Origin of the sequence: Rhizobium sp. BK008, from assembly GCF_014197345.1 — a bacterium.
In the GTDB taxonomy this organism is placed as follows: Bacteria; Pseudomonadota; Alphaproteobacteria; order Rhizobiales; family Rhizobiaceae; genus Rhizobium; species Rhizobium anhuiense.
Genome location: NZ_JACIFK010000004.1, coordinates 263,042 through 279,237, shown reverse-complemented (window position 1 = coordinate 279,237; position 16,196 = coordinate 263,042). Strand labels below are relative to the sequence as shown.

General features: G+C 63.2%; 15 protein-coding genes. 12 read left to right on the top strand and 3 right to left on the bottom strand.

All coding sequences use genetic code 11. The features are described 5' to 3' along the window. Window positions 1-2 precede the first annotated feature (2 nt). The 10 genes from FHT69_RS19240 to ppdK all read left to right on the top strand — a co-directional run bounded on the left by FHT69_RS19240 (window position 3) and on the right by ppdK (window position 13,389). Window positions 3-1,007 (top strand): LacI family DNA-binding transcriptional regulator, encoded by a 1,005-nt coding sequence (locus FHT69_RS19240; RefSeq protein ID WP_097595224.1) that lies wholly within the window; start codon window positions 3-5, stop codon window positions 1,005-1,007. Between the two features lies 1 nt (window position 1,008). Beyond that, entirely contained in the window at window positions 1,009-2,496 is a 1,488-nt protein-coding gene (locus tag FHT69_RS19235; protein WP_063476499.1) for a sugar ABC transporter ATP-binding protein, read from the top strand. 13 nt (window positions 2,497-2,509) lie between these two features. Further along, entirely contained in the window at window positions 2,510-3,442 is a 933-nt protein-coding gene (locus FHT69_RS19230) for an ABC transporter permease (RefSeq protein ID WP_183905825.1), read from the top strand. Window positions 3,443-3,468: 26 nt separating this feature from the next. Beyond that, complete coding sequence (locus tag FHT69_RS19225) at window positions 3,469-4,470, top strand: substrate-binding domain-containing protein (RefSeq protein ID WP_063476501.1); 1,002 nt, start codon at window positions 3,469-3,471, stop codon at window positions 4,468-4,470. Window positions 4,471-4,657: 187 nt separating this feature from the next. Then, window positions 4,658-4,933, top strand: coding sequence for a type II toxin-antitoxin system ParD family antitoxin (locus FHT69_RS19220; protein ID WP_168333473.1), 276 nt, complete (start codon window positions 4,658-4,660; stop codon window positions 4,931-4,933). Between the two features lie 62 nt (window positions 4,934-4,995). Beyond that, window positions 4,996-5,217 carry a type II toxin-antitoxin system RelE/ParE family toxin gene (locus FHT69_RS19215; protein ID WP_246780742.1) on the top strand — a complete coding sequence of 74 codons (222 nt, stop codon included), beginning with the start codon at window positions 4,996-4,998 and terminating at the stop codon, window positions 5,215-5,217. A 154-nt stretch (window positions 5,218-5,371) separates the two neighbouring features. Further along, a complete protein-coding gene (locus FHT69_RS19210; RefSeq protein WP_373289073.1) occupies window positions 5,372-6,142 on the top strand; it encodes a DsbA family protein in 771 nt (256 codons plus the stop codon). Window positions 6,143-6,238: 96 nt separating this feature from the next. Beyond that, on the top strand, window positions 6,239-9,700 hold the full coding sequence (gene smc, locus FHT69_RS19205) for a chromosome segregation protein SMC (RefSeq protein WP_183905824.1): 3,462 nt from the start codon (window positions 6,239-6,241) through the stop codon (window positions 9,698-9,700). A 630-nt stretch (window positions 9,701-10,330) separates the two neighbouring features. Then, the gene (locus FHT69_RS19200) at window positions 10,331-10,495 is read left to right on the top strand and encodes a hypothetical protein (protein WP_183905823.1); all 165 of its coding nucleotides are present in this window, start codon (window positions 10,331-10,333) and stop codon (window positions 10,493-10,495) included. Window positions 10,496-10,680: 185 nt separating this feature from the next. After that, a complete protein-coding gene (gene ppdK, locus FHT69_RS19195; protein ID WP_183905822.1) occupies window positions 10,681-13,389 on the top strand; it encodes a pyruvate, phosphate dikinase in 2,709 nt (902 codons plus the stop codon). A gap of 85 nt (window positions 13,390-13,474) precedes the next feature. Here ppdK and FHT69_RS19190 read toward each other — a convergent pair whose 3' ends face one another. After that, window positions 13,475-13,753 (bottom strand): hypothetical protein, encoded by a 279-nt coding sequence (locus tag FHT69_RS19190; RefSeq protein ID WP_047613992.1) that lies wholly within the window; start codon window positions 13,751-13,753, stop codon window positions 13,475-13,477. Window positions 13,754-13,870: 117 nt separating this feature from the next. After that, window positions 13,871-14,068: a hypothetical protein gene (locus FHT69_RS19185; RefSeq protein ID WP_012756389.1), complete on the bottom strand. Its 198-nt coding sequence runs from the start codon at window positions 14,066-14,068 to the stop codon at window positions 13,871-13,873. A 104-nt stretch (window positions 14,069-14,172) separates the two neighbouring features. Between FHT69_RS19185 and FHT69_RS19180 the strand changes: the two genes are divergently transcribed. Beyond that, window positions 14,173-14,418: a hypothetical protein gene (locus tag FHT69_RS19180; RefSeq protein WP_028757164.1), complete on the top strand. Its 246-nt coding sequence runs from the start codon at window positions 14,173-14,175 to the stop codon at window positions 14,416-14,418. A gap of 16 nt (window positions 14,419-14,434) precedes the next feature. On the opposite strand, the gene FHT69_RS19175 is transcribed toward FHT69_RS19180, so the two are convergent. Continuing rightward, window positions 14,435-14,827, bottom strand: coding sequence for a hypothetical protein (locus FHT69_RS19175; protein ID WP_047615461.1), 393 nt, complete (start codon window positions 14,825-14,827; stop codon window positions 14,435-14,437). A 342-nt stretch (window positions 14,828-15,169) separates the two neighbouring features. Between FHT69_RS19175 and FHT69_RS19170 the strand changes: the two genes are divergently transcribed. Further along, window positions 15,170-16,081, top strand: a complete 912-nt coding sequence (locus tag FHT69_RS19170; RefSeq protein WP_183905877.1) for a DUF1499 domain-containing protein — start codon at window positions 15,170-15,172, stop codon at window positions 16,079-16,081. Window positions 16,082-16,196: the final 115 nt, after the last annotated feature.

Sequence of the window (16,196 nt, the reverse complement as noted above, 5' to 3'; positions counted from 1 at the left end):
TCATGGCGACAATCACTGACGTTGCACGCGCCGCGGGCGTCTCGGTCTCGACCGTGTCGCACGTCGTCAACGGCACCCGGCATGTGAACGAAGCGACGGCGGCGCTCGTCAAGGACGCGATCGAAAGTCTCGGATTCGTGCCGAATGCTGTGGCCCGGTCTCTGGTGCGATCCTCGACCGACGCGGTGGGTATCGCGATCTCGATCAGCACCAATTACTATTTCAACGATATCGTATCTTCTATCGAGCGAGCCTGCGCCGCCATCGGGCAGCTCGTTTTTCTCTGCGACACGCAGAACGATCCGGAGACCGAGTTGCGGCTGGTCCGTGAACTCGTTCAGCGGCGGGTGGATGGGGTAATTCTGGCTCCATCCTGTGATCCGGAAAACCGCGCCATCGACTATCTCAAATCGTCTCGCATGCCCTTCGTGCTCGTCGACCGTCTGACGGTTGCCGATGCGGATGGGGTTTGCCTGGACAATGAGACGGCGATGGAGACGCTGATCGACCACCTGGTGGGCCACGGCCACCGCCGCATCGGTCTCATCGCCGGCGAGCCGGGGCTGCTTTCCACGATCGAACGCGTGCGTGGATACGTCGGCGCCATGCGCAAGCACGGGCTCGAGATCGATCGTAGCGTGATGAGCGAAGGCAATGCGAACAGCGCGGATGCACGCCAGTCGGCGCTTGCGATCCTCAGTCGGGCGGACCGACCGACGGCGATCGCCTCGGGCAACAATCTGGCCACCATCGGCGTCATGCGCGCGGTGCGGGATCTTGGATTGCGCATCTCCGAGGATCTGGCGCTGATCGGCTTTGACGATTTCGATTGGGCTGACTGTTTCGAGCCGCGGCTGACCGTCATGGCGCAGCCGAGCGAGATGATCGGCATGCAGGCTGCGGAAATGCTGGCCAGGCGGATCAAATCGAGCACGGAAAACGCGCGGCAGGTCCGTCTGCCGGCAAAATTGGTAATTCGCCGCTCCTGCGGCTGCGGAGGGCATTGAAATGACGTCGGCGCTGGCTCTTGCTGGGATCACCAAATCCTTTCCGGGCGTGCGCGCCCTGAAGGGCGTGTCGTTTTCTCTGCAGCCTGGAGAAATCAGGGCGTTGGTGGGTGAGAATGGGGCTGGAAAATCGACGCTGATGAAAATCCTCTCCGGCGCCTATTCGGCCGACGAGGGGAGCATCGAGCTTTTCGGCGAAGCGGTGCTCGATCCGACGCCGGCCGGGATGATTGCCCGCGGCGTCGCGGTCATCTATCAGGAACTGGCGCAGGCGCCGCACCTGACCGTCGCCGAAAACGTTCTGATGGGGCGGCTGCCATGCAAGGGCGCCCTAATCGACTGGGGCGAGGCAAAACGCCGGACGATGGAGGTCGTTGAACGGCTTGGTTTCGACGTCGATCCGACCGCACGGATCGGCACGCTCTCCGTTGCCAAGCGCCAGATGGTCGAGATCGCCAAGGCGCTGGCCCGCAATGCGAAGATCATCGTTCTCGACGAGCCGTCGGCGGTGTTGGCGCAGGCAGAGATCGACCAGCTGTTCCGGGTTGTCCGGCAGCTGGCTCGTGAGAGCGGCGTTGCCTTCGTCTATATTTCGCATCGCCTGCGCGAGGTTTTCGAACTGAGCGACACGGTCACCATCCTGCGCGACGGCACAGTCATCCACAACGGACCTTCCAATGGCCTGACGACGGACGATCTCATTCGCAGCATGGTCGGCCGGGAAGTGGGGGACGTCTTCCCCACCCGCACGCCCCGGATCGGCGAGGAAGCGCTGTCCGCTCAGGGCATTTCGACGCCAGCGCTGCTCAAAAACGTCAGCATCCATGTTCGAAAGGGCGAGATTGTCGGTCTTTTCGGGCTGGCGGGTGCAGGCCGCACCGAGCTTCTGCGCGCCATCTACGGCGCTGACCCGCGCGGTGCCGGCGAGGTTAGGATCAACGGCGCGATGGCCAGCATCGGTTCGCCGCGCGCCGGCATCACCAAGGGGCTCGGCCTGGTGCCGGAAGACCGCAAGACGGAAGGCCTCTTCCTGATACAGAGCGTCGGCTTCAACATCATGTCGGCCAGCCTCGCGCAGATCGTCCGTTTCGGACTTCTGTCGCTCCGCCGCGAGCGCAAAATAGTCAACGGTCTGATCGAGCGGCTGCGGATCAGGACGCCGAACGCCGCGGCAGCGACGCAGAACCTTTCGGGCGGCAATCAGCAGAAATGCGTGCTGGCCCGGCTCGTCAGCGCCGGATGCGAGATTCTGCTGGCCGACGAACCCACACGCGGCGTCGATGTCGGAGCCAAGCGCGAGATCTACGACCTGCTGGTCGAACTGGCCGAAGCCCGTGGGCTGGCAATCGTCATGGCTTCTTCCGAACTGCCGGAAATCCTTGGTTTGTGCGACCGGCTCTACGTTTTGAGAGAGGGTGAGGTGACGGCTGAACTCGACGCACGCACAGCAACCGAAGAAGACGTCATGCACTTCGCGGCACTACATTAATGAGGGGACTACCATGAAATATCTTCCGCGCGGAACGGGTCTTGCCGGTGCATTGATCGTACTGATCATCGCCGCCTCGCTGATCTCTCCTCATTTTCTCAATCCTATCAATACCCTGAACGTCCTGAGGCAGGTCGCCCTCTACGGGATCCTCGGCATCGGCATGACATTCGTGATCCTCACCAAGGGGATCGATCTCTCCGTTGGGTCGATCGTCGCGCTGGTTGGCGTCACCGGCGCGGTCCTGATGGAGCAGGGGATGCCCATCCCGCTGATGGTGCTGATCTGTATCGCCATCGGCGCCCTCGTCGGCTGCGTCAACGGCTTCGGCATTTCCTATTTCCGCATTCCGGCCTTCATCATGACGCTCGGCTGCATGGTCATGGTGCGCGGCTTCGCGCTGATGATCGCCGATGGTGGAACCGTCAATCCGGGAAAGCTCGCCGACAGTTTCTTCGTGCTCGGCGGCGGCTACATGCTGGGCGTGCCGACACCGATCTACGTCTTTGCGGCAGTCTGCATCATCGCCGCCGTCGTGCTCAGCTTCACGCAGTTCGGCCGGGCCATCTATGCGGTCGGCAGCAATGAGGAAGCGGCGAGGCTCTCCGGCATCAACGTGCCGCTCGTCATCTTCAGCGTCTATATCATTTGTGGTGTGCTGGCAGCGCTTTCCGGCCTGATTTTCCTATCCCGTCTGTCCGTCGGCGACCCGAATTCCGGCCTCGGCCTCGAACTGGAGGCAATCACGATCGCGGTGATCGGCGGCACGTCGCTGTTCGGCGGCGAAGGCACTGTTCTCGGCACGATCGGCGGCGCCATGGTGCTGGCCATCATCGCAAACATTCTCAATCTCGCAGGCGTTTCACCATTCTCACAGCAGGTGGTGAAGGGTGCGATCATCGTTCTTGCCGTGCTGCTCGAAGCCGGAAGAAAACCACGCAAGTAGCGTGTTAACCAGAGGGAGGACTTAAAATGCTCAACATCACCAGACGTATGCTCATCATCTCCGCCGGGCTCGCCACCGTCTTGACGGCCGCCCCCGCCTTCAGCGCCGACAAGATCATCATCGGCTTCTCGCAGGCGAGCTCGAACTCGGCCCACCGCAACACGATGACCAAACGCAACCAGGCCTATGCGGCGGAACACTTCAAGGATGTCGATCTGCTCGTCACCAACGCGGAAGGCAAGTCCGCAAAGCAGATTTCGGATGTCGAAAGCCTGATGGTCCAGGGCATGAAGGTTCTGATGATTTCGGCGCAGGATAGCGCCGCTATCGCTCCGACCATCAAGCAGGTCCTGGCTGCCGGCATTCCGGTGATCACGCTCGAGCGCAGCCTCGATATTCCCGTTACGCTGCATGTCGGCCCGCACAACAAGCCCATCGGCACGCTTGCCGGCAAGTACATCGCCGAGGCGCTGAAGGGCAAGGGCAATGTCGTCGAGATCAAGGGCGACCCGGCTGTGGCTCCCGCGGTTGAACGCCATGAAGGATTTGCCGAAGCCATTGCCGGCACCGATATCAAGGTGATCGCCGAAACCCACGCCGACTGGGACCAGGAGAAGGCGTTGAAGTTCATGGAAGACACGCTTCAGCGTTTCCCGGCGGGGCAGATCCAGGCCGTTTACGCCCATAACGACAATATGGCGTTTGGTGCACTGCGGGCGATCCAGGCTGCCGGCCGTGACAAGGAAGGCATCCTCATCATCGGCATCGACGGCGAGAATGCCGCCATCCGCGCCGTTGCCAAGGGCGATCTGACCGCGACCTTCACCTATTCCACCGTCGCCCCTGAAGGCGTCATTGCCGCGCACGCGCTTGCCACCAACGACACCGCAGCGCTGGAAAAGCTCGGAACTTTGACGAAGAAGGACGATGGCTCGATGGAAATCGAGATCGCGTCGAAGATGATCACCAAGGAAAATGCCGCCGAGTTCTTCTGCAAGGGCTTCGGCGACGACCCCGAATGCAAGTGATCCGGTAGACTGCGAAGTCCGGCGCGACAACAGAAGCGCCGGACTTTGGTTCGAGATACAAAGATCAGGCCGCCCGGTCGGCGGCGGGTCGAGCGGCCGAACGTCAGCTAAAAGCTTGAGCATAAAGCCTCTTTTGAACTCCGTTCCAAGTGTATTACACTGTAATCACTTGATGGGAGTAACAGGAATGCGCAGCAGCAAACCTATTACCGTGACGCTCGGCAGCCAGCAGAAAAGCCTGGAAGCGCGGCTGGAATCTGGCGCCTATAGTTCGGCGAGCGAGGTTATCCGCGCTGCATTGCGCGCGCTCGACCGGGAAGAGGATGCGATCAACGAAATCATGCGTCTGAAAATCCGCGAGGCGATCGACGGCCCGGGTTCGGATATCGATGCCGATCTTGTCTTCGAGCGGCTCGAACGTCTGCACGCCGAGCGGATGAAGGCTGAGGGCGGTGGCGCATAAGGTTGCGTTTCGTCCGCGAGCAGAGAAGGATCTGCTTGATATCTACGAATTCCGACAATCCCTTGGCGGCCATCGAATTTATCCGCCGGTTGAAGCAGGTTTGTCATGATCTCGAGGACATGCCGGAAGGGGGAGCGCCGCGCGAGGATTTTGCCCCGGGCGTGCGAATTCTGGTTTTCGAGCGGCGTGTGACGATCGCTTACCGGATCGTGAAGGATCGGGTGCAGGTGTTGAGACTGTTTTATGCCGGCCGAAATACGCCTTCGGCCTTCCGTGAAAACTGAGAACCGCCGATTTCGGACGCAACGTGCGCTTTTGGTCCCATCACGGTCACAATTCTTTGAAGGAAGTTGGTGATCCGTGGCTTGTGAGCGGCCGCAAGCCGTTATATCGCACAATCACGCCGTCAATCTCATTAGTTATGGGGAACCCATGCAGATGTCCGAAATGCAACTGACGAAACGCCGCCTGCTCAGCGGTATCGCCATCGCCGCAGCTGCCGTCGCGCTTGTCGCCTGCAACGACAGCAAGGACGCTGCCGATGCTTCGTCTTCCGGCAAGACCATGGCCGACGGCACCAATGTCGACACCATGCAGACGGCGGCCACAGCGGCGACCGACATGCCGGAGTCTGACGGCGATGTCGATATGGCCGAGGTGCTGAAGCCCGGCGCGCTGCCGGAGATGGCGCTGGGCAAGGCCGACGCCCCGGTCAAGATCGTCGAATATATGTCGATGACCTGCCCGCATTGCGCCCACTTCCACAACACCACCTTCGACACGATCAAGCAGAAATATGTCGACAGCGGCAAGGTGCAGTTCATCATCCGCGAATTCCCCTTCGACCCGCGCGCCGCCGCAGCCTTCATGCTCGCCCGCTGCAGCTCTTCCAATCCGGAACAGTTGAGCACGCCGGAACAGTATTTCCCGATGGTTTCGATGCTGTTCAAGCAGCAGCAGATCTGGGCCGCCGCCGATGACGGCCGCGCCGCACTGCTGCAGATGTCGAAGCTTGCCGGATTTACTGAGGATAGCTTCACGAAATGCTTGACGAACCAGAAGCTTCTGGATGAAGTGAACGCCACGCGGGAAAGAGGTTCCAAGGATTTCGGCGTCAACGCCACCCCGACTTTCCTCATCAATGGCAAGCGCTACTCTGGAGACATGCCGGTTGACACCATGTCGAAGCTCATCGACAGCCTGCTCTGAACCGGATCGTTTCGATAGAACGGGCGACGGCGAAAGCCGTGCGCCCGTTTTTTTGTGGCTGCGTGACAAGCCCGCCCCGCGCGCCGGAGCTTCTGCATGAAGTTCAATAAGCTGCGCCTGGTCGGCTTCAAATCCTTCGTCGAGCCGACGGAATTCATCATCGAACGGGGGCTGACCGGCGTCGTCGGGCCGAATGGCTGCGGCAAGTCGAACCTCGTCGAGGCGCTGCGCTGGGTGATGGGCGAGAATTCCTACAAGAACATGCGCGCCTCCGGCATGGACGACGTGATCTTTTCGGGTTCCGGCAACCGCCCGGCGCGCAACACCGCCGAAGTGGCGCTCTATCTCGACAATGGCGAGCGCACCGCACCGGCCGCCTTCAACGATAGCGACGAGATCCAGGTCACGCGCCGCATCGAGCGTGAGCAGGGCTCGCTCTATCGCATCAACGGCAAGGAAAGCCGCGCCAAGGATGTGCAGCTGCTGTTTGCCGACGCCTCCACCGGCGCGCGTTCGCCCTCGATGGTCGGGCAGGGGCGCATCGGCGAGCTGATCCAGGCCAAGCCGCAGGCCCGCCGCCAGCTGCTGGAAGAGGCGGCCGGCATATCGGGCCTGCATTCCCGCCGCCACGAGGCCGAACTGCGGCTGCGCGCCGCCGAAGGCAATCTCGAGCGCCTCGACGATGTCACCTCGCAGCTCGAAAGCCAGATCGAGAGCCTGAAGCGCCAGGCCCGTCAGGCAAACCGCTTCAAGACGCTGTCTGCCGATATCCGCGCCCGCGAGGCGATGCTCTTGCATATCCGCTGGGTGCAGGCGAAGGAAGCCGAAGCCGAGGCCGACAGCGCGCTGAACCAGGCGACATCAGTCGTCGCCGAAAAGGCGCAGCTGCAGATGGAGGCGGCGAAGAACCAGGGCATCGCCAGCCTGAAGCTGCCGGAGCTGCGCGAGGGCGAGGCCCGTGCTGCCGCCGCGCTGCAGCGCCTGCAGATCGCCAGAAGCCAGCTCGAGGAAGATGCCGGCCGTATCCTGCGCCGCCGCGACGAGCTGACCCGCCGTCTTGCCCAGCTTGCCGAAGATATTCGCCGCGAGGAGCGGCTGGTGGCCGACAATGCCGTCATCCTGGCCAAGCTCGACGCCGAAGAGGCGGAGATTGCGGAAATCCTCGCCGATTCTGGCCGTTATGCCGAGGAGACCCGCGAAGCATTCGAGGGCGCGGCGGCCAAACTGGCCGATAGCGAGCGCATCTTCACCCAGCTGACGGCCGAGCGCGCGGAAGCCGCTGCCGGCCGCAACCAGCTGGAACGCGCCATCCGCGATCTCACCGACCGGCGGATGCGTCTCGAACGGCAGATGGACGAGGCAAGCCACGAACTCTCCGCCATCGGCGAGAAGATATCAGGCCTGCCCGACCCGGACGAAAAACGCGCCATCGTCGAGGCCGGCGAAATTGCCGTCGCCGACGCCGAAGCCGCCGTCCAGGTGGTCGAACAGGCGCTGGCATCAGCCCGCCAGACCGAGGCGCTGTCGCGCGCGCCGGTCGAGCAGGCCCGCTCGGCGCTGAATGCGCTGGAGACCGAGGCGCGGACCATTTCCCGCATGCTCGCCGCTGGTGCGGCCGCCGGCAAATTTCCGCCGGTTGCCGATGAGCTGAAGGTCGATCGCGGCTTCGAAACGGCGCTGGGTGCTGCGCTTGGCGACGATCTGGAATCGCCGCTCGATGCCGAGGCCCCGGCCCATTGGTCGGTCAATGGCGACGGCGCCGCCGATCCCGCGCTTCCCACCGGCGTAACACCGCTGCTCGACCATGTCCGCGCGCCCGCGGCACTCACCCGCCGCCTGCGCCAGATCGGTCTTGTCGCGGGAGCGGAAGCGCAGTCGCTGATGGCGGCGCTGAAAACAGGCCAGCGGCTGGTAACCAAAGAGGGCGCCGTCTATCGTTGGGATGGCCATGTCACCGGCGCCGATGCCCCGAGTGCCGCCGCCCTTCGCCTTGCCCAGAAGAACCGCCTGGCCGAACTCGAAGGCGAAGCGACCCTTGCCCGTGACGTGCTTGCCGAAGCCGAGGAGCGGCAGGCGGCGGCCGCTGAGGCGATCCGCGCCGAGGAGCGCCGGCTTGCCGAGGCCCGCGACATGAGCCGTCTGTCGGCGCGCCATCTCGCCGAAGCCCGCGATGCGCTTGCCGCCGCCGAGCGTGCCTCCGGCGATCTCATCCGCCGCCGCGACGTCGTCAGCGAGGCCGCCAGCCAGCTTCGCGCGCAGCTGGAGGAGATCGCCGTCCAGGAAGAGAATGCCCGCATCGAGCTGGAGGACGCGCCTGATCTCACCGCGATTGACGAGCGGCTGCGCTTCCAGCAGGCCGAAGTTGCGACCGATCGCGGCGCGCTCGCCGAAAGCCGCGCCCGCCATGAAAGCCTGGCTAGGGAAAACGAGGCCCGCCAGCGCCGCATCATGGCGATCGGCCAGGAGCGCGAGACCTGGCGCCAGCGGGCGGCAAGCGGCGAAGACCATGTCGCCACGCTGCGCGAGCGCGAGGAAGAGGCGCGCGAAGAGGCAGCCGAGCTGGAATTGGCGCCGGACGAATTCGACGACAAGCGCCGCGCTCTGCTCAGCGAATTGCAGAAGGCCGAGGAGGCGCGCCGCCAGGCCAGCGACCTGCTGGCTGAGGCAGAACGCATCCAGCGCGAGGCTGATCAAAAGGCGACGACGGCATTGTCGGAACTTGCCGAATGCCGTGAACGCCGCGGCCGCGCCGAGGAGCGCCTCGTCTCTGCCCGCGAGAAGCGGCAGGAAAGCGAAGGCCGCATCCGCGAGGTCCTGAACGTCGCCCCCCACGAGGCGCTGCAGCTGACCGGCCGCCCGGCCATGCAGGCACTTCCCGATCCGCGCGAGGTCGAGCGCGAGCTGGAGCGTCTGAGGATCGAGCGCGAGCGGCTCGGCGCCGTCAACCTGCGCGCCGACGAGGAGCAGAAGGAACTGAGCGAGAAGCTCGAAGCGCTGATCAAGGAGCGCGACGACGTCATCGATGCGATCCGCAAGCTGCGCGGCGCCATCCAGAGCCTCAACCGCGAGGGCCGCGAGCGGCTGATCGCCGCCTTCGACATCGTCAACGCCCAGTTCCAGCGGCTGTTCACCCATCTGTTCGGCGGCGGCACCGCAGAGCTGCAGCTGATCGAATCCGACGATCCGCTCGAAGCCGGCCTGGAAATCCTCGCCCGACCGCCCGGCAAGAAGCCGCAGACCATGACGCTGCTATCGGGCGGCGAACAGGCGCTGACGGCGATGGCGCTGATCTTCGCCGTCTTCCTCACCAATCCGGCGCCGATCTGCGTGCTCGACGAAGTGGACGCGCCGCTCGACGACCACAATGTCGAGCGCTACTGCAACCTGATGGACGAAATGGCGGCCTCCACCGAGACCCGCTTCGTCATCATCACCCACAACCCGATCACCATGGCCCGCATGAACCGCCTCTTCGGCGTCACCATGGCCGAGCAGGGCGTCTCCCAGCTCGTCTCCGTCGACCTGCAGACGGCCGAGCGCCTGCGCGAGATCGCCTGAGGGTTTGTCAGGAGAGCCTTTGCGGTGTCTGTGGCCTTGGGGAAGGGCGACATTTCTTATTTTCACAGGCGGGCAGTGCTTGCGGTGTGGATCCTCGGGTCAAGCCCTGGGATGACGAAGTGTGGGGTTGGACCAAGACCATGCTCCGGTCGTCTCCTCTCTTGCCGTCGCGTCCTCCGTCTCCGTCATGCTCGGGCTTGACCCGAGCATCCATGCAGCCGCCGGCCCAGACGCAATTTCAGCAAAGGTATGGTGCGGTTTTGCGCCCAGAAATTGCGTAAAATCAAATGGAAGGAAATAAACACCAAAAAAGGTCGGCTTCCCAGCGTCCCGTACCCCATTTGGGTGATGCTCTTTTCGCTGACTTGCATTAGAAGTTGTTTCAACGCAACCTAATTACTTTGCTGCAAAGCGAGCGATCAAAGGTTGTGAGTTGTCGAATTTACGTGCGGTTTTCCGGGCGAGGGCAAGAACCGGAAACCGTTGGAGCAATTCCAGGAGAAGCAGCGATCTGTTTTCCCCGGAATTGCGTAAAACGAAGGTCAGAACGGTTCTCTTTACAAAAAGTTGAACCGTTCCTGGGTTGAGGGACCCCCCGTCCGGTTTTCCTGGCCGGACGGAAACAAGGCTTTGCGGGACATTGTTGCAGTCCCGCAAAGCTTTTTTTATGCCTTCTCTTATGTCCGGGGCGATGTTTCAATCGTTTCGCCTCTGGCGGCAGCCAAGATTTATTGTGCAACGCAACATTTTGCCGCATTTGTCGATTTTCATTTCAACTCCAAGGCATTAAGCTGATAACTCAGACTGATGACACTGCCTGCCTGCTTCTCTTTCGTCACGCTCGGGCTCGTGCCCCGGCATCTGCAACCGATCTACGCAGCAGATCCTCGGCACAAGGCCTGGGATGACGCCGAGAAAAGAGCGAGCTTTGTCAACAAACTGAGGGATTGAGCTGATCCCGGTTTGGTGTTGGGGGGAAGATGACCAAGTGGGTCTATAGGTTCGGCGACGGGCAGGCTGAGGGCCGGGCGCGCGATCACGAGATTCTGGGCGGCAAGGGCGCCAATCTCGCGGAGATGTGCAGCCTCGGGCTGCCGGTGCCGCCGGGGCTGACGATCGTCAGCGATGCCTGCAACACCTATTACAAGAACGGCCGCCGCATCGAGGAGGCCGTGAAGGCCGAGGTCCGCGCCGGCATTGCCGAGATAGAGGCGATCACCGGCCGCCATTTCGGTTCCGTCAGCCAGCCGCTGCTCTTGTCGGTGCGCTCCGGCGCCCGCGTCTCGATGCCGGGCATGATGGACACGGTGCTCAATCTCGGCCTCAACGACGAGACGGTGCAGGCGCTCGGCCATGATGCCGGCGATGCGCGTTTTGCCTGGGACAGCTACCGCCGCTTCATCCAGATGTATGCCGATGTCGTCATGGGTCTCGGCAACGACGCCTTCGAGGAGATCCTGGAAGACGAGAAGGCCAAGCTCGGCCATGAATTCGATACCGAACTCAGCGCCTCGGAATGGCAGCATATCGTCTCGCTCTACAAGAAGCTGATCGAGGAGGAGCTGCAGCAGGAATTCCCGCAGGATCCCGAAGTCCAGCTCTGGGGTGCGGTCGGCGCGGTCTTTTCCAGCTGGATGAGTGCGCGCGCCGTCACCTACCGCCAGCTTCACAATATTCCGGAAGGCTGGGGCACGGCGATCAACATCCAGGCGATGGTCTTCGGCAATCTCGGCAATTCTTCCGCCACCGGCGTTGCCTTCACCCGCAATCCCTCGACCGGCGAGAAGGCGCTTTACGGCGAATTCCTGGTCAATGCCCAGGGCGAGGATGTCGTGGCCGGCATCCGCACGCCGCAAAGCATCACCGAGGAGGGGCGGATTTCCTCCGGCTCCGAAAAGCCCTCGATGGAAAAGCTGATGCCGGAGGCTTTTCGCGAGCTCTGCCGTATCTGCACCGAGCTCGAGATCCATTACCGCGACATGCAGGATATCGAATTCACCATCGAGCGCGGCAGGCTGTGGATGCTGCAGACCCGTTCGGGCAAACGCTCGACGCGGGCGGCGATGAAGATCGCCGTCGACATGGTCGATGAGGGCGTGATCACCGAGGACGAAGCGGTGCTGCGCATCGAGCCATCCAGCCTCGACCAGCTGCTGCATCCGACGATCGATCCGCGCGTCACCCGCCAGGTGATCGGTACCGGGCTGCCGGCCTCGCCCGGCGCTGCCACCGGCGCCATCGTCTTCACCGCCGAAGAGGCCGTCGAGGCGGACGCCGAAGGCCGCAAGGTCATCCTGCTCAGGGTCGAGACCAGCCCCGAGGATATTCACGGCATGCATGCCGCCGAAGGCATCCTGACGACGCGCGGCGGCATGACCAGCCATGCGGCGGTGGTTGCCCGCGGCATGGGCATCCCCTGCGTCGTCGGCGCCGGCACCATGCGCATCGATCAGCGCAACGAGCGGCTGCTCGGCGTCGGCGTGACGCTGAAGAAGGGCGACATCATCACCATCGACGGTTCGGCCGGCCAAGTGCTGAAGGGCGAGGTGCCGATGACCCAGCCGGAACTGTCGGGCGATTTCGGCCGCATCATGGGCTGGGCCGACCGCGCCCGGCGCATGACGGTGCGCACCAATGCCGATACGCCGGCCGATGCGCGCGCCGCCCGCTCCTTCGGCGCCGAAGGCATCGGCCTTTGCCGCACCGAGCACATGTTCTTCGAGGGCGAGCGCATCCATGTGATGCGCGAGATGATCCTGGCCGTCGATGAGAAGGGCAGGCGGGTGGCGCTCGACAAGCTCTTGCCGATGCAGCGGCTGGATTTCACCGGCCTGTTCACCGTCATGCACGGCCTGCCGGTGACGATCCGCCTGCTCGATCCGCCGCTGCACGAATTCCTGCCGAAGACCGATGACGAGGTCGCCGAAGTCGCCTTCGCCATGGGCATGGAGGCGACCGTGCTGCGCCAGCGCGTCGATGCGCTGCACGAATTCAACCCGATGCTCGGCCATCGCGGCTGCCGGCTGGCGATCTCCTATCCCGAAATCGTCGAGATGCAGGCCCGCGCCATCTTCGAGGCGGCGATTGCCGCAGCCCAGGAGACGGGGGCCGCCGTCGTGCCGGAGATCATGGTGCCGCTGGTCGGCCTGCGCTCCGAACTCGATTACGTCAAGGCGTGTATCGACGCGGTGGCCGGCAATGTGATGAGCGAGGCCGGCATGAAGATCGATTATCTCGTCGGCACGATGATCGAGCTGCCGCGTGCGGCCCTTCGCGCCCATGTGATTGCCGAAGCCGCCGAATTCTTCTCCTTCGGCACCAACGACCTGACGCAGACCACCTTCGGCATCTCGCGCGACGACGCCTCGGCCTTCATCCCCACCTATCAGCGCAAGGGCATCATCGAGCACGATCCCTTCATCTCGCTCGATTTCGACGGGGTCGGCGAATTGATCAGCATCGCCGCCGAACGCGGTCGGCGCACCCGCAACGACATGAAGCTCGGCATCTGCGGCGAACATGGTGGCGACCCGGCCTCGATTCGCTTCTGCGAAACGATCGGCCTCGATTATGTCTCCTGCTCGCCGTTCCGCGTGCCGATCGCCAGACTGGCGGCGGCGCAGGCGGTGATCTCAGGTGGTCTGGAAGAGATCCGGCGGGGTCCGAAAGACCTGCGGGGAAGCTTGTAAGACAGTCGGTGGCGCGTAAAAAAAGATAGTGCGGTTCTGCGCTTCCGTTAAAAGCGGAACCGCGGGGCAGGGGTGTCCGCGGCATTCAGTGATGATGCCGCCAGTGATCGCGGTAGATATACGGCCCGTTCAGATCCCAGGCCATGCTCTGCATCAGCTCGGCGCTCTGCGCCCGCGATTCGGCCCGCCGGTCGAGTTCGATGCGCTGCAGGCAGGTGGCAAAACCATCCGTGCCGCGCCGGAAGCCGTAGCCGAGGCAGCGCTGCTCATCCGCCGCCCGCCGCTCCTCCGGCGTCATCGTCTGGCAGGCGGAGAGCCCGGCGATGATGGTGGCCAGGGCGGTGATGAGAAGGGGATAGCGCATGGGTTTATTCCTTGGAATGCATTTCCCAGAGGAAAGTCCTTTCAGCCGATGCCGTCAAGCCGCCCTTCATCCGCCTGCCGGCACCGACCGGGGTCGAGACGAGTGGCTCGGCGATGTCTACGCCGCCCCGGCCGGATCCCCGATCGGCAGCAGCGCCGGATTGAGCGGCGGATCCTGCGGGTTCTTCGTATCGGCCGGGTCCTGCGCCGGCGTCAGCGGCGGTTTTTGCTGGATGGGGTCGGGAATGCCGGGGGTCGGCGTCGGGCCGCGCGGCGTATCGGCATTGGGTGTCGGGATCGGGTCTTTGTTGGGCATGAGTGCCTCCTTTTCGAAAAAGGAACGGCATCGTCCGCATATGGTTCCACTTTCGCCACCGGACATTCCTCTGTATGAGGGGACTGGAAAACACTGGAACGAGCATGGCCATTCGCGATCGATTTTCGAAAAAACTGAGCTGCCCGCAATGCGGCAATGAGGGCTTTGCCGAGGCCTCGGAAGTTGATGATCCCAAGCGCAAGCACCCGGATTTCAAGGTCGATCAGCTACCGCGCGGTTTTGGCGTGCAACGGCCTGCCAATCAGCAGGAAAATTTCGTGATCAAGTGCGAATGCGGGCGCAAGTTTCCCTTCCGCAGCGTTGCGGAAGCCGCGGCCGAGCGTCGCTAAAATGTTGATCTAGAACCTAGATCCGCTCCAGCAGTTCGATGAAGGCATCGGCGAAACGCACCAGCGGCGCGGTGTCTTCATCCGGCGCCTGCATGCGGATCTCCGTGCCGTGATCATCGAGTAGCGCCAGCACGACACGCATCGCCTGGCCGTCGCCTGGAATGCGCAGCACGGCGATGCGGCGGCAATCCTGCACGAGGCCTGCGGCCGGCAGGTCGAACAGCAGTTCGCCGCCGGAGCGTTCGGCTGCCCGGCGCACCGCCTCGCAGAAGCCAGCCTCGCCGCCGGTATAACCTTCGAGCGAAAGTTCGAGCTCGAGCAGCTCCATCGGCAGCGTCGGCTCGGACTGGTGGTCGATCCCGCCAAGCGCAGACGCCTGCGGCCTTGCTGCTATCTCGGGTGAAATCATCCCGTCTCTCCTGTCTCTCTATCGGAGATGAAACCGCGGCAGAATGGCCTTTTTTTGGCATATCAGCAAGGGCTTATGAAGCGGCCCCCGTTTCGTCATGGCCTTCGCCGTGGATTCAAACGCAATGCTTCAGACAATGGTTTCAATTTAGCCGAATCTTGCCCCAGATCCGGATGATTTTAGGCCGGGCCGGCCAAAAATCTGAATCCGGATCTAAATCAAAGAATAGAGCATGATGTCGTCCGAAAACCGCTTCACACTTTTCGGCATCTTGCTCTAAACAGGGGTGAGGCGATTTGCGTGGTCGAACCCGCGGGCGCTGACGAGCAACCGGTAAGTTTGATGGCCATCCGCTTCGACCGTCCCGTTTCCAGCGCCGCCCGCTTTTCGCGGCTGCTCGGGGCGTTTTCCCTGGTGCTGGCGCTGGCGGTGATCATCGCCCACCGCTTCGGCGGTCTGGCCACACCCTATCTGGTGCTGCTCTTGATTGCCGCCGCCGGCTGCGCGCTGCTCGCCGCGCTGCTCGCCGCCCTCGGGCTGCGCAGCCTCTGGATGACGGGGGCCGAAGGCGGGCTGGCGGCGCTGGCAGCACTGATCTATGCCGCCTTTCCATTGGGCCTCGGCGCCTTTGCCACCGAGCACTATCTGACGCTGCCTGATATTTACGACGTCTCCACCGATCCGGTCTCCGCACCCGACTGGCTGTCGCCGCCGCACTCCGACCAGATCTGGCTGAAGCGCAATCCGGAGGTGACGCCGGACGATCGCGAAAAGCAGCTCACCGCCTATCCCGAACTCACCGGCCGGCGTTATGAGGGCGCACTCGACCGCGTGCTGGAAGCGGTGCGCAAGGTCGCCAAGATGAGCGGCATTACCATCACCAGGAGCAATGGCGACACCGAGCCGGGCCGCGATCCCGAGGACATGCCGGTCAAGCCGCCGCAGCCGAACGACGATGCCGTGGCCGATGCGCCCGATATCATCCCCGTGCCGACGCCGCGCCCCTATGACGACGATGTCGCCAAGCTGATCCGCGGCGCCAACGGCGTGACGCTGCAGGGCACCACCCGCACGCTGATCCTCGGCCTGCGCTTCGATATTCTCATTCGGCTGCGCGAAGAGGCCGAAACCACCTTCGTCGACATCCGCGTCGCCTCCCGCTACGGCCAACACGACCTCGGCTTCAGCGCCGAAATCGCCGGCGATTATCTGAAGGCGCTGGATGCCGAGCTCTTGGGGATTGCGGGTGGGTGAGCAACGGTGGCGCAAAGCGCCAGCAATCGATCCAGTGAATCGATTGCAGTTGCGAACGCCCTGAGCCCAAGCGAAGGGCCGGGATAGGGTGCGGCGGACTCGACGCCCTGCGAGC

Excerpts from the sequence above, each read along its gene's own strand:
- FHT69_RS19240 (WP_097595224.1), top strand. The coding sequence starts at position 3 with ATGGCGACAATCACTGACGTTGCACGCGCCGCGGGCGTCTCGGTCTCG.
- FHT69_RS19235 (WP_063476499.1), top strand. The coding sequence starts at position 1,009 with ATGACGTCGGCGCTGGCTCTTGCTGGGATCACCAAATCCTTTCCGGGC.
- FHT69_RS19230 (WP_183905825.1), top strand. The coding sequence starts at position 2,510 with ATGAAATATCTTCCGCGCGGAACGGGTCTTGCCGGTGCATTGATCGTA.
- FHT69_RS19225 (WP_063476501.1), top strand. The coding sequence starts at position 3,469 with ATGCTCAACATCACCAGACGTATGCTCATCATCTCCGCCGGGCTCGCC.
- FHT69_RS19220 (WP_168333473.1), top strand. The coding sequence starts at position 4,658 with ATGCGCAGCAGCAAACCTATTACCGTGACGCTCGGCAGCCAGCAGAAA.
- FHT69_RS19210 (WP_373289073.1), top strand. The coding sequence starts at position 5,372 with ATGTCCGAAATGCAACTGACGAAACGCCGCCTGCTCAGCGGTATCGCC.
- smc (WP_183905824.1), top strand. The coding sequence starts at position 6,239 with ATGAAGTTCAATAAGCTGCGCCTGGTCGGCTTCAAATCCTTCGTCGAG.
- ppdK (WP_183905822.1), top strand. The coding sequence starts at position 10,681 with ATGACCAAGTGGGTCTATAGGTTCGGCGACGGGCAGGCTGAGGGCCGG.
- FHT69_RS19190 (WP_047613992.1), bottom strand. The coding sequence starts at position 13,753 with ATGCGCTATCCCCTTCTCATCACCGCCCTGGCCACCATCATCGCCGGG.
- FHT69_RS19185 (WP_012756389.1), bottom strand. The coding sequence starts at position 14,068 with ATGCCCAACAAAGACCCGATCCCGACACCCAATGCCGATACGCCGCGC.
- FHT69_RS19180 (WP_028757164.1), top strand. The coding sequence starts at position 14,173 with ATGGCCATTCGCGATCGATTTTCGAAAAAACTGAGCTGCCCGCAATGC.
- FHT69_RS19175 (WP_047615461.1), bottom strand. The coding sequence starts at position 14,827 with ATGATTTCACCCGAGATAGCAGCAAGGCCGCAGGCGTCTGCGCTTGGC.
- FHT69_RS19170 (WP_183905877.1), top strand. The coding sequence starts at position 15,170 with ATGGCCATCCGCTTCGACCGTCCCGTTTCCAGCGCCGCCCGCTTTTCG.